The sequence below is a fragment of the Peribacillus frigoritolerans genome (assembly GCF_001636405.1).
Taxonomy (GTDB): domain Bacteria; phylum Bacillota; class Bacilli; order Bacillales; family DSM-1321; genus Peribacillus; species Peribacillus frigoritolerans.
Map to the genome: position 1 here is coordinate 4,681,328 of NZ_KV440950.1, position 12,229 is coordinate 4,693,556.

Genomic DNA, 12,229 nt, shown 5'->3' on the forward strand with positions numbered 1-12,229 from the left:
TGCAATGAAAACTTCATGGCAGCTAACCGTATTGGAATAACAACGATTCCGATATCCCCTTTTCCGGACAACTTTTAAAAGAAATCAGAAAAAAACATCTTCTCGAGTTGAAGATGTTCGGTAAGATGCCTACCTGGAATTTCGGTTTGTCCTGATCTCACTTTCCTTTTTGCTCCGTGACCTTCAAACTAAGTAATTTTTCATTTTTCAAATCATGTTGTACGGTTACGATGACATTGAACTCCTGACCTTTATCCTCGACCAAAAATCTGAAATCGTCTTCGACGAGATTTTTCGCTACAGTTTTTCTGCCCTTATATTCGTAGTCGGTAATCTCAACTTCAGGATAATCTGCCTGCACTACCGTAATCGCAATCTTTCCGTATTTTTCGTAATCGGGTTTTTGGGCCTGTGCTGAAATGGATCCTGCTTGTATGATCAAAAAAATCCCCATTAGCATCACGATGACTTTTTTCAAAATCTTTTCCTCCTCATACTTTCCGCTTAGTATTATTATGTAAAAATGTTCAGTTGGTATGCAGCTGCTTCGCTTCTTTTACAAGCATGATGCCAACTAATCGATTCCTCTTCCATTCCTCAGGAAACACAGTCAACGGCGGATTGGTTTCATCCACTAAATAACTAAGTTCGATCGTCATTCCTGGGCGGCTGAATTCAGTTATGAACCAATCAGTAAATCCGCTTCCTACCGCTTCTTTTTCCGGAAAGGTCAGTTCATACCCCGTCATTTCGGCAGTCTTTTTGGCAATCCCATAATCTCTTGCCATATTTTTCCGTTTATTTTTGTAATGCCAAAAGATTTCCCTTCCTGAGGTATGGTAGGAAACAGCAATAAGGGGATCGATCTCCTTCGTGAAATCCGTAAGCGCTTTTACTTCGGCTGCTTCCAGTGGTTGTCCGCCTTTATAAAATTGATACGTCGGTTTTGTTTCATGACTCATGACTTCTTTCCATCCAGCCGGATACTGCCTATTCAAATCAATGCCTTTAGCGTTGGCTTTCCACCGGGACCAATTCCTGCTATATCGGTTCATTTTCCATACTGCAGCCTTTTCAAGAACATTTAAATTGGATAAATCTCCTTGCTGGATGCTCACGCCATCTGGGTTCAGCATCGGGATGAACCAGATGCTCACTTGATCCAATGATTCCGACGGAAATTCTCCAACAGGTTTGCCCGCTTGATAGGCGGCTGCATACTCTTCAAGCATGTGCATTAAAAGTATGGTACTGAGCCATTCCCGTCCATGATGTGACCCCACCAGTAAAATCGTTTTTTTTCCTTTCCCTAACTTGACTGCCTTTATATTTTTCCCCTTTTCAGTTTGTCCGATTATTTGAACGTCCAATTCATACTGCTTTTGGATTCCTTGCAAATCCATCTCCATCTGTTCAGGGGAATACACTTCTGCCGCCAGCGATGGTTCAGGGAAAAAAAGAAGGACCAATATTCCAATTACCATTATTTTTCTCATGTACTCACCTTTTATTTTTATTCAGGTAAAAAGCAACAACCGCGGTCCAAATACATCGCCACTTATTGTAAGGAAATGTTCTGTCAGATCTGAACAAAATACAAATAGCTCCTTATTAAGGGGGAAAAGAACATGAGGATTGCGGATTATGATCAGGCATTGTTTCACACACACCGTTCTGATTGGGACAGCTTGTTAGTATTGATGGTCCGAACGAAAGATCACTTTCTTTCGAAAAAAATAGAACATTTTTTGCATGCTTACAGGTTTGAGCATGATTATCAAATCGTTCAATCCCAGCTGTATGCACTGCTTCGTTATCTGGATCATGCGGCAGAAAAAACAAGTGATTATTTAAGTGAACTTCCAAGCTAAAATCAACTATAGTTTTTGCAAATCGGGAAAATTTATACAAGAGGATTAATTATCGGGGATATAACTTTGGCTGGTGAAACCCTATAAAAACAAGGGAGGGTCAGGTATTGAATACCTGACCCTCATTTCATCATTTTTTCATTGTAGCATATGCAGTTGCATACATTTTAAGCTCTTCGATCATACCTTCAACAAGTACCGCAGACTCTTCAAATAAACCATCATTTTCGTAATCGAAGCAATGCGGATCCAGAACCAATTGTTTTGCGATCACATTTGCATAAAGGCTTCGACCCACTGTCCTCATTGAATTCAAGGCATTGATCCCGCCTTTTCCTCCGCCGGAAACAGCCAATAGAGCGACAGGTTTATGCGTGAATTGTTCACTGCTTAAAAAATCCAAGGCATTTTTCAAGGCTCCGCTCATGGAACCATGATATTCCGGAGTGGTCAGAATTACGCCATCAGCTTCCTCGATGCTTTTCCGGAGACTTTGAATCACTTCCAATTGATATTGCTCCCCTTCACCTGAATATAAAGGGATTTCGCTATTGCTTAAATCAATAAGTTCCGCTCCGTATTTCTTGGATATGTAGCGTGAGGCAATCCCCGTACGCCCTTGTTTACGTGGTGAACCATTAATGATTACTAATTTCATGAATTAAAAAACCTCCATTATTCCCGTTGTTTTCCGAGATCAGTCGCCAATACAGTATACCAAAACCGAAACGGAATTTCCTAGAATTTTGATTTTTCATTCAACTAAAATTCATAAAAAAAAACGAAAGACCGAAGAAGTCTTTCGTTTAGCTTTCATACATTTAAACCAATGCTTCAATCTTGCTCATGAAATCTTCCATGACTCCCGATAACTTGGACTCAGCTTCTTGCATTGATTTACCTTGGACACCGAAATAGAATTTAATTTTCGGTTCGGTGCCTGAAGGACGCAGGCAAACCCATGTACCATCCTCAAGGAAATACTTCAATACATTTGATTTCGGAAGCTCGATCAATTCTTCATCATTTGAAAGTAATGTACGCTTCTTGCTGCTTTGGTAATCTTCTTCAATGACTACCGGAATGCCAGCTATTCGGGAAGGAGGATTTTGACGGAATTGATTCAATATTCCTTGAATCTGTTTTGCTCCCTCAATGCCCTTTAAAGTCAATGAACGCAATCCTTCCAAGTAAAAGCCGTACTTTTCAAACACATTCAGCAATCCTTCATATAGTGTCAATCCCTGCTTTTTATAATGGGCACAGACCTCGACAGCAAGCACTGCAGCTTGAATGGCATCCTTATCACGTGCAAAGTCTTTAATCAGATAACCGTAGCTTTCTTCATATCCGAACAAGAAGCTACTTTCCCCGCTTTCATGATACTGATTTATTTTCTCGGCGATGAACTTAAACCCGGTAAGTACATCAACCGTCTTCAAGCCATATGACTCGGCAATCGTCCGCCCGATTTCCGAAGTGACGATGGTTTTTAAGATGACTCCATTTTGGGGAATATTTCCTTTCTCTTTTTTCTGGGACAGTAAATAGTCCAGGAAAAGTGCACCTGTTTGATTTCCAGTCAGGACAACATATTGACCCATCTCGTTTTTAACGGCAATTCCAAGCCGATCGGCATCTGGGTCCGTTGCTATCAATAAGTCCGCCTCCACCTTGTTTCCAAGCTCGATGGCCATTTCAAATGCAGCTGGTTCCTCTGGATTCGGAGACTGAACTGTCGAAAAATCCGGATCCGGCAATTCCTGTTCCTTAACGATATGCAAATTTTGATACCCTAAGCTTTGCAGTGCCCGCCTGACGGATTTATTTGCCGTTCCATGAAGCGGCGTAAAGACGATTGACACATCTATTTCCTCGGCAAGCTGCGGATTCTCGGGAACCGTCAGCAGCTCACGATTATAGGCAGCGTCCAATTCCTCCCCAATCATTTCGATGAGGCCTTGCCCTTTAAGGACTTCAGCTTCTTCAACCTGAATTTCAAGCTCACTTTCAATGGCATTCACATAGCCGATCACCTGATCCGCTGCTTCCGGCGGCAATTGTGCCCCATCTGACCCATAAACCTTGTAACCATTATATTCAGGCGGATTGTGGCTCGCCGTGATGACGATTCCAGCAAAAGCATTCAGCTCGCGAACCGCAAATGACAATTCTGGAGTTGGACGCAATTCATCGAATAAATAAGCCTTCACCCCAAATGTAGCCAAGGTCTTAGCCGCTTCGAGTGCAAATTCCGGGGACTTATGTCTCGAATCATAAGCGATCACAGCCCCTCTTCCTTTTGCTTCTTCTCCAAACGAAGAGATATATTGAGCCAACCCAACCGTTGCCTTCCTTACAGTATAAAGATTCATCCGGTTCGTTCCCGCTCCGATTTCCCCACGCATTCCGCCTGTTCCAAACTCTAAATTTTTATAAAAGGCATCTTCGAGTTGTGCTTCATCCTGCTGCATTTCCTCAAGGAGGACACGTAATTCCCCATTTAAATTCTGGTACCCTGCCCAAGTAGTGTATAAAGATTTCCAATCCATCTCCAACATCTCCTCCCAAACGCCTTATTTGTAATTATTATGTATCTGCCTTACATATACAAAATTATCATATTTATTCCAATAAATGAAGTAAAGGCTCGTAATGAAAAGAACCTAATCCAGTGTTCTTCACATCACGAGCTGTTTTCTTCCTATTTATTTCCCGCCATCTTTGTAATGCAGATGGTAAATATCATGACGGCGATCTTTCAATTGCTTTACAGTACCGGACTGACGCTCCCGCCTTAAGATCTCCAAGTCGACATCGCCAATCAGGACCATCTCAAGGTTCGGGCTGGTTTCCCCGACTATGCCGTCACGTGCAAATTCGAAATCCGAAGGAGAGAAGATTCCCGATTGGGCATATTGGATATCCATATTTTCCGTTTGCGGGAGATTTCCAACCGTTCCGGAAATGACGGTATAAATTTGGTTTTCCACGGCACGGGCCTGGGCACAATAGCGAACTCGCAGGTAGCCTTGCCTGTCTTCAGTACAAAAGGGAGTGAATATGATTTTGGCTCCCATGTCGGTAGCAATCCGGGCGAGTTCCGGGAACTCAATATCATAACAAATTTGTATGGCGATCTTACCACAATCCGTATCAAAGACACGAACGCGGTCTCCTGCGTTAATACCCCACCATTTTCTTTCATTCGGGGTAATATGAATTTTATATTGCTTTTCAATCGTCCCATCGCGACGGAATAAATAAGCGATATTATAGATATTATCATCATCTTCTTTAACGAAATGGGAACCGCCGATGATATTGACGTTATACCTTACAGCTAAAGTGGTAAACAATTCAATGTACTGCTCCGTGAAATCCGACAGTTTCCTGACAGCCAAGCTTGGTGATCTTTCATTCAAGAAAGACATCAGCTGGGTTGTGAACAATTCCGGGAACACGGCGAAATCCGCATTGGCATCCGAAGCAACGTCGGTGAAATACTCGACTTGGTTAGCGAAGTCATCGAATGAATCGATTTTACGCAGCATGTATTGCACGACGCAAATCCGTACCGGTTCCGATGTTTTATAATAACGTTTTGTTTTCGGCTGATAATCAACGTTATTCCACTCCATGAGCGTAGCATACTTATTGGATTGCAGATCGTCCGGCAAATAATTCGGATTGATCCTCATAAGCGTGAACCCATTTAAAAGCTGGAACGAAAGAACCGGATCATATATTTTGTGCAATTGAACTTCCTTCACATACTCCCTTGGTAACAGTTCCTCCGCATGTTTATGGTAATTGGGGATCCTGCCCCCGATAATGATGCTTTTTAAATTCAATTGGGCAACAAGTTCTTTCCTTGAATCATATAGTCTTTGACCAATTTTCATCCTGCGGAACTCAGGATGGACCATGACCTCGATTCCATATAAATTATAACCGTCCGGATTATGATTCGTGATGTACCCATTATCGGTTACATCATCCCATGTATGGCGGTCATCATATTCGTCAAAATTAATAATGAGGCTGGAACATGAGCCAATCACTTTTCCATCATATTCAGCCACAAACTGCCCTTCTGGAAAAATTGCCAGATGGCTCTCAAGCTGATCTCGCTTCCAGGGAACCATTCCCGGAAAGCAACTCGACTGCAAAGCAATTATTTCATCTATGTCTCCTAGCCTCATATTACGTATTTCCATTATTTTTTCATATTTATGCAGGTCCAAATTAGGCATTTTCCTCAGACTCCTTTAATCTCTTCCATAAGAATTATACCCCTTATTCAAAAATTAAAACAACCGAACCTACCCATTGATTTCAAATAATAACATTCTGAATGTCCGTTAAAAGAATATATATTTTACAGACGCGGTCCTTACATACTATACTTTTCATGAGAGTAAAAAGAGATGGGGAAGAGGAACCATGAACAATACAAAACGCAGTGTGGAAAACTTATTATTTGCAGCCTGGGCTGCTTCCATCATTGCGATGTTTGGAAGCTTATATTTTTCTGAAATTAAGCAATACGAACCTTGTGCACTCTGTTGGTATCAGCGGATCATCATGTATCCTTTTACGATCATATCAGGAATTGCAATCATTCGAAAAGATTATTGGATCAGTTTTTATACCATGATATCGTCCGCTATCGGTGCATTCATTTCCACGTACCATTACTTGATACAAAAGGATTCATTCTTTCCCGACCACCCCCTTGCATGAGAAGGGTTCCAGGTACAGGACAATATATAAACGTATTGGTTTCATCACCATCACGTTCTAGCCTTGACTGCATTCGTCATTATTTTTACATCGTATGGACAAGATCCAAGGAGGTTGCAGCTTAATGAAGAAAATGGCTATATTTTTAGTGATAATCGTCGCCCTTTTTGTCCTGCTGAGCGTTTTTACAAACATGAAAAAAGAAGAAAAATCAAAAGGAAATCCATACGGCAAGGATAAGCTTAAACCCGCTACCGTCGATCAGCTGGATGACCCCAATTATCAAAATTTGATTCTTCCTGTAGAGTTGGAGCAGGACCTCCAAGATAGTAAAGACGTGACCGTTTATTTCTATAGTCCTACGAACTCAATCAGTCAAAAAACCACACCAGTCGTGGCACCTTTGGCAGAGAAATTGGGTATTGATCTTGTTCAATTCAATCTTTTGGAGTTTGAACAAGGATGGAGCGACTATGGCATCAAAAAGACCCCGACCATCGTCCACTATAAAAATGGGGAAGAACAAGAACGAATCGTCGGATTTAAAGATGAAGGAACGTTCGAGAAATGGTTCGAGGACCACGATATTAATTAAGGATGAAAAAATGAGCCGGCCCTAACGGAAATGCTTCTCCCGTTATAGCCGGCTCATTTTTTTTGCCTTATACTAAATATTGATTCGCCACCTGGATGTCCATCATCTGCATATCATTATTCGCTTCAAGGTTTATACTTGAAAAATGGTCATAATAAAAGGGGAAGAATATTCCGCATTCATTCAATAGAGTGATGTTATGTTGGAACAATTCTTCAGACTTAGGTTCCATCACCCTCTTTTGTTTTTCTAATATCGACATAAGGACTTGAAGACATGTCATTACTTGAAATGCGTCTCTTAATGTTGCCAAGTAAGTAACAGAACTTTGATTGGGCTCTAAAACGCCAATCTCACGAAAATGAAGGATTTCACTTTCCGTAAAGTACTTTGGAAATACAGATTCGTAGAAACGAGACACGAGACTCGCTATTTCTTGCTCTTGTTCTTCCGTTGAAGAAAAGACCGTCTTCACTAAAAAAACCACCTTTTTTCAGATCCGTTAGACCTATCTATTATATGTATATTCTAGGACAAGGGATTTCTTTCCCCCTAGAATAACATAAATTTTGTAAAAAATATGTGGTAATTTCCACCACTGAAAATCTTAGCAATAGGCCCAAGGTTACTTTTTTACACCATTTCCATAATTATTATAGATTTTTTTCATTTAAGCACAACCAAACGAGTCGAAAGTAGGAGTTAAATTGGAAAATTTCAAAATAACTAACCAACATTTAATAATTGATGTACTCCAAAGTTGGAATGGATTAACATTGGAAAAGCTTTTCAGGGAGCGTTGGAAGGCCCCGAAAAAATTAGTGCATGAATGGAGGATGAGTAAAGAAGTGTCAATGAACGGGAACTACGTCACCTGGTCAACTATCCTCAATGAAGGAGATACGATCAGCATCCCCTTATTGGATCACGCTGAAAATGAAACAGTTCAAGCCATAGACTTAGGAATTACCATCTTATATGAAGATGATGTGTTGTTGATAGCCAATAAGCCGGCTGGAATGGAAACCCACCCTTCTCAACCGGGTGATGCACACTCCCTCCTCAATGGAGTCGCGCACCATCTTCAAAAAACCAGCCAGACCTGTATGATCAAGCATATTCATAGGCTTGATAAAGATACCACCGGTGCGGTCCTTTTTGCCAAGAACCGCCTCATTGGGTCCATGCTGGATAGAATGTTGGAAGAAAGGGAAATCAAGCGGACTTACCTAGCTTTAGTCGAAGGAAACATTAAAAAGGATGAAGGAGAAATCAAAGAAAAAATTGGACGTGACCGCCACCATGCCACTAGACGAAGGGTTTCCCCTACTGGCCAGACGGCAGTCACCCATTATCGGGTGCTTAACCGTGATTCCAAGAAAAACTTGACCCTCGTCAGCTGCACCCTGGAAAGCGGCCGAACCCACCAGATTAGGGTGCATTTCAGTCATTTGAATCATCCCTTGGCCGGAGATACATTGTATGGCGGAAAAAAGACATTTCCACGTCAAGCCCTGCATGCAAGGAAAATCGAATTCATCCATCCCATTTCAGAAGAAAAAATGATCGTTGAAGCTCCTTTCATTGATAGACCTGAAATATTCGATGTTCACATATAATCCAAACAGAAAACACCGTTCCATTTCGGAACGGTGTTCATTCAATTTCTTCATGAAAGCGAAATTGTTCCTCATATTTTTGTGCACCAGCGGACGGATTATATATCAATTTTAATTTTATTTTCGCATTTTTTTATTATTTATTTTACGTAAAAAAGATTAGCAACCTTTAAAATTTAATGGCTGATAAGCTAAAGTTTATTTATTACTAATGAATGAAATCCGTCTGGTATAGGTTATCAGAATTTCTCCTTAGGGAATTATCACAATGGAAATTCAATGTATCTTCTGCGTACAGCACAAGAAAAATTATTCTCCCTGGTATGACTACTATAGAAAGGCTTTTTGGAAAACTCGTCAGCGAGTAAATCATTGACTTGTACTCTTTCCAAAGGGCAAAAACAAAAGTTAGATATACTTATAGAACCTTTGTAGACAAGAAAAACCCCTTAGCATGGCTGTGGGAACTTCCCGGCTACTCTTCACCAGTATTTCTATAATTTTATGCGCCGATATTTCCCCCATGATCATCCGTTATCTTTAATTGTTTAATGAATTAAAATATTTTTGTATGCGCATTCAATATCACAATTAGTATTATGCAAAAAAATTCTAAGCGCTTTATTACTTTTTAAAAAAGAAAAACAAGCTATTTGTAGTTTCTTGAATTATGACAATATATTGAATTTTCAAAATACGAATGCTACTATTATAATGGTTATACTCCGAGGTAAGGGTTAAAATTGCTATTCAACCATTTATTTGAAATAAAATACTACTATATTAAAGGAGTGGAATTATGGATCAATTATTTAAAGGATTAGATGATATTTATAACGAAATCGTCGATATTCGACGCCATCTCCATCAACATCCTGAGCTCTCTTTTGAAGAAGTGAATACGGCAAATTATATTGCAGCTTATCATGAAAAACTTGGGCATAGAGTACGCAAAAGGGTTGGAGGAAATGGGGTCTTAGCTTATCTAGAAGGAGATAAACCCGGGCCGACGGTTGCTGTACGGGCAGATTTTGATGCACTTCCGATCCATGAACAAACGGAAGTTCCGTTTAAATCAGTTAATGAAGGTGTCATGCATGCATGTGGCCATGATGGGCATACTGCAACATTATTAGGCCTTGCAAAGGTTCTAAATGGCATGAAGTCGGAAATTGAAGGGACAGTTGTTTTTCTCCATCAACATGCCGAAGAACTTCCTCCAGGTGGAGCAATTGCTATGATAGAGGATGGATGCCTGGATGGGGTTGATGTAATTTTTGGAACGCATTTACAGGCACAGATGCCTTTAGGTGAAATTGGTTATCGGACAGGCCCTCTTCAAGCAGCACCTGATCGTTTTGATATAACAATTCAGGGTAAAGGCGGACATGGCGCTGCTCCTCATGAAACAAAGGATAGTATAGTAATTGGAGGACAGCTAATAGGTAATCTGCAACAAATTGTTAGCCGGAAAGTAGATCCATTAGAATCTGCTGTTGTATCTGTTTGTGCTTTTGAAGCAAAAAATCCTTACAATGTTATTGCAGATACAGCTACTTTAACTGGTACAGTTCGAACATTTAAAGAAGAGATTCGTAATTTTATAGAAAAAGAAATTGAAAGAGTCGTTAAGGGAACATGTATTGTATCAGATGCAACATATGACTATAAGTATATGAGAGGATATCCGACGACAGTTAACCACAAGGAGGAGACTGAATTCGTTGCGAAATTGGCTCACTCAGTACCTGGGGTTGAATCTGTTAAAGAAACCCCACCTATTATGGGTGGTGAAGACTTTTCCTATTATTTAGAAAAGGTAAAAGGAACATTCTTTTTCACAGGAGCAAAAAATCCTGATTGGGAACAAGCCTATCCACATCATCATCCAAAGTTTGACATCGATGAACGCTCGTTATTAATCGCTGCGAAAACTCTTGGGGTAGCGACATTACAATACATGAAGAATAGTTCAAAAACTTTATCATCACAACAAGTAACCAAATAGGTGAAATTTAGGGGCCTATTTGTATTTGGCCCCTAATTCAAGACCAAAAATCAAAGGGGATGGTAAAGATGACGATTGAAACACAAAAACTTTGGAAAGATTGGCGAGTACATGCCACCGTCTTTGCTATCGTATTACTGTCTGAAACGATTGGTACACACGAAATTCCGTTAGGACCAGGAGTTATTTTATTATTACCAATGCTTTATGCAGTTATAATTGGAATTTCTTTATTCTTCACACCACTTGTTAAGGAAAAGCAATCCAAAAGTGCTGAATCACTTGTTTTTATATCGGTTACATTACTTATTGCGAAGTTTGGGGTACAAGCAGGGCCAGCCTTGCCTCTGTTAATTGAAGCAGGACCTGCACTACTCCTTCAAGAAATAGGAAATCTCGGCACCATTTTTCTGGCCCTTCCAGTTGCAGTTTTACTAGGATTGAAACGAGAATCTATCGGAATGACACACTCTATTGGACGTGAGCCCAATGTCGCTTTAATTACTGATAAATACGGTTTTTCCTCACCAGAAGGCCGTGGAGTTATGGCTGTATACATATTTGGTACCGTTTTTGGCGCTATATTTATGGGATTAATATCTGGATTGTTAGCAACTGTTACGCCCATTCATCCATTATCCTTTGCAATGGCAACAGGAATAGGAAGTGGAAGTATGGCAGCTGCTGCATTAGGTCCTCTAGTTACGGCGTTTCCAGAAATGAAAGATCAAATTATTGCTTTTTCAGGTGCAAGTAATCTTGCGACATCTGTAACAGGTTTATATGTGAGTATTTTTATTGCTTTGCCATTAACAGAAAAACTCTATGGATGGATGACAAAAAGAAAAAGTAAAAATATGAAATCGAATGTGGGGGTGTAACCAATGTTAAAGAACATCCAAGAATGGATATTAGTTTTAGGGATTATCGGAGTTGTGGTGTTAATTGGAAATTATATTGGCTATGATATACTCCCAATTACTGCTTTACCAGGAATGGTTATATTAATCCTTATTTCTTTAGCGGGCCTTGTTATCGGTAAACTAGTCCCACTCAAAATCCCAAGTATAGCTTACATTGGAATATTAGGGTTTATACTTACTGTTCCTAACATGCCTGGGTCAGATCAAATTGTGAAGTGGACTGCAGATGTCAGTCTTTTAGCAATAGCTACACCCATTTTAGCCTATGCTGGGATAGGTATTGGCCGTTCATGGGCAGACTTTGCTAAACTAGGTTGGAAAACGATCGTTGTTGGAATGTGTGTTTTACTTGGTACCTTTTTGGGTTCCGCAATTATTGCTGAAATTGTTCTGCGCTTTCAAGGGATTATTTGAAATCATATTATTATATCAATTTGTCATGGGAGATGGGGATAAATGTCATTCTC

Annotated in this window: 13 protein-coding genes; 7 read left to right on the forward strand and 6 right to left on the reverse strand. The window is 40.2% G+C overall.

Going from position 1 to position 12,229, the window contains the following annotated elements; translation table 11 throughout:
- Nucleotides 1–157: 157 nt before the first annotated feature.
- On the reverse strand, nt 158–478 hold the full coding sequence (locus A6755_RS22095; protein WP_053533939.1) for a DUF3889 domain-containing protein: 321 nt from the start codon (nt 476–478) through the stop codon (nt 158–160).
- Between the two features lie 49 nt (nt 479–527).
- Entirely contained in the window at nt 528–1,496 is a 969-nt protein-coding gene (locus A6755_RS22100; RefSeq protein WP_063591972.1) for a M14 family zinc carboxypeptidase, read from the reverse strand.
- 132 nt (nt 1,497–1,628) lie between these two features.
- Here A6755_RS22100 and A6755_RS22105 point away from each other — a divergent pair, with 132 nt between their 5' ends.
- Nucleotides 1,629–1,871 carry a YhdB family protein gene (locus A6755_RS22105; RefSeq protein WP_048689737.1) on the forward strand — a complete coding sequence of 81 codons (243 nt, stop codon included), beginning with the start codon at nt 1,629–1,631 and terminating at the stop codon, nt 1,869–1,871.
- A gap of 130 nt (nt 1,872–2,001) precedes the next feature.
- On the opposite strand, the gene A6755_RS22110 is transcribed toward A6755_RS22105, so the two are convergent.
- The 3 genes from A6755_RS22110 to A6755_RS22120 form a co-directional block, all read right to left on the reverse strand.
- The gene (locus A6755_RS22110) at nt 2,002–2,529 is read right to left on the reverse strand and encodes an NADPH-dependent FMN reductase (protein ID WP_063591973.1); all 528 of its coding nucleotides are present in this window, start codon (nt 2,527–2,529) and stop codon (nt 2,002–2,004) included.
- 163 nt (nt 2,530–2,692) lie between these two features.
- Nucleotides 2,693–4,423, reverse strand: coding sequence for a phospho-sugar mutase (locus A6755_RS22115; protein ID WP_063591974.1), 1,731 nt, complete (start codon nt 4,421–4,423; stop codon nt 2,693–2,695).
- 156 nt (nt 4,424–4,579) lie between these two features.
- Complete coding sequence (locus tag A6755_RS22120) at nt 4,580–6,127, reverse strand: carbon-nitrogen hydrolase family protein (protein WP_063591975.1); 1,548 nt, start codon at nt 6,125–6,127, stop codon at nt 4,580–4,582.
- A gap of 190 nt (nt 6,128–6,317) precedes the next feature.
- Here A6755_RS22120 and A6755_RS22125 point away from each other — a divergent pair, with 190 nt between their 5' ends.
- Together A6755_RS22125 and A6755_RS22130 are read left to right on the forward strand one after the other, a co-directional pair.
- Nucleotides 6,318–6,617 (forward strand): disulfide oxidoreductase, encoded by a 300-nt coding sequence (locus tag A6755_RS22125; protein WP_244889707.1) that lies wholly within the window; start codon nt 6,318–6,320, stop codon nt 6,615–6,617.
- A gap of 124 nt (nt 6,618–6,741) precedes the next feature.
- Complete coding sequence (locus A6755_RS22130; protein WP_063591976.1) at nt 6,742–7,212, forward strand: thioredoxin family protein; 471 nt, start codon at nt 6,742–6,744, stop codon at nt 7,210–7,212.
- A 67-nt stretch (nt 7,213–7,279) separates the two neighbouring features.
- On the opposite strand, the gene A6755_RS22135 is transcribed toward A6755_RS22130, so the two are convergent.
- Entirely contained in the window at nt 7,280–7,687 is a 408-nt protein-coding gene (locus tag A6755_RS22135) for a DUF5365 family protein (protein ID WP_063591977.1), read from the reverse strand.
- A 232-nt stretch (nt 7,688–7,919) separates the two neighbouring features.
- Between A6755_RS22135 and A6755_RS22140 the strand changes: the two genes are divergently transcribed.
- From A6755_RS22140 to A6755_RS22155, 4 genes are all read left to right on the forward strand, one after another.
- Nucleotides 7,920–8,831, forward strand: coding sequence for an RluA family pseudouridine synthase (locus A6755_RS22140; RefSeq protein ID WP_244889708.1), 912 nt, complete (start codon nt 7,920–7,922; stop codon nt 8,829–8,831).
- A gap of 799 nt (nt 8,832–9,630) precedes the next feature.
- A complete protein-coding gene (locus tag A6755_RS22145) occupies nt 9,631–10,839 on the forward strand; it encodes a M20 family metallopeptidase (protein WP_063591978.1) in 1,209 nt (402 codons plus the stop codon).
- Nucleotides 10,840–10,907: 68 nt separating this feature from the next.
- Entirely contained in the window at nt 10,908–11,720 is an 813-nt protein-coding gene (locus tag A6755_RS22150; RefSeq protein ID WP_063591979.1) for a DUF3100 domain-containing protein, read from the forward strand.
- A gap of 3 nt (nt 11,721–11,723) precedes the next feature.
- Entirely contained in the window at nt 11,724–12,176 is a 453-nt protein-coding gene (locus A6755_RS22155; protein WP_063591980.1) for a hypothetical protein, read from the forward strand.
- The last annotated feature ends 53 nt before the right edge of the window (nt 12,177–12,229 follow it).

Coding starts and splice junctions, on each gene's coding strand:
- A6755_RS22150 (WP_063591979.1), top strand. CDS start 10,908: ATGACGATTGAAACACAAAAACTTTGGAAAGATTGGCGAGTACATGCC.
- A6755_RS22155 (WP_063591980.1), top strand. CDS start 11,724: ATGTTAAAGAACATCCAAGAATGGATATTAGTTTTAGGGATTATCGGA.
- A6755_RS22120 (WP_063591975.1), bottom strand. CDS start 6,127: ATGCCTAATTTGGACCTGCATAAATATGAAAAAATAATGGAAATACGT.
- A6755_RS22125 (WP_244889707.1), top strand. CDS start 6,318: ATGAACAATACAAAACGCAGTGTGGAAAACTTATTATTTGCAGCCTGG.
- A6755_RS22115 (WP_063591974.1), bottom strand. CDS start 4,423: ATGGATTGGAAATCTTTATACACTACTTGGGCAGGGTACCAGAATTTA.
- A6755_RS22130 (WP_063591976.1), top strand. CDS start 6,742: ATGAAGAAAATGGCTATATTTTTAGTGATAATCGTCGCCCTTTTTGTC.
- A6755_RS22110 (WP_063591973.1), bottom strand. CDS start 2,529: ATGAAATTAGTAATCATTAATGGTTCACCACGTAAACAAGGGCGTACG.
- A6755_RS22100 (WP_063591972.1), bottom strand. CDS start 1,496: ATGAGAAAAATAATGGTAATTGGAATATTGGTCCTTCTTTTTTTCCCT.
- A6755_RS22105 (WP_048689737.1), top strand. CDS start 1,629: ATGAGGATTGCGGATTATGATCAGGCATTGTTTCACACACACCGTTCT.
- A6755_RS22145 (WP_063591978.1), top strand. CDS start 9,631: ATGGATCAATTATTTAAAGGATTAGATGATATTTATAACGAAATCGTC.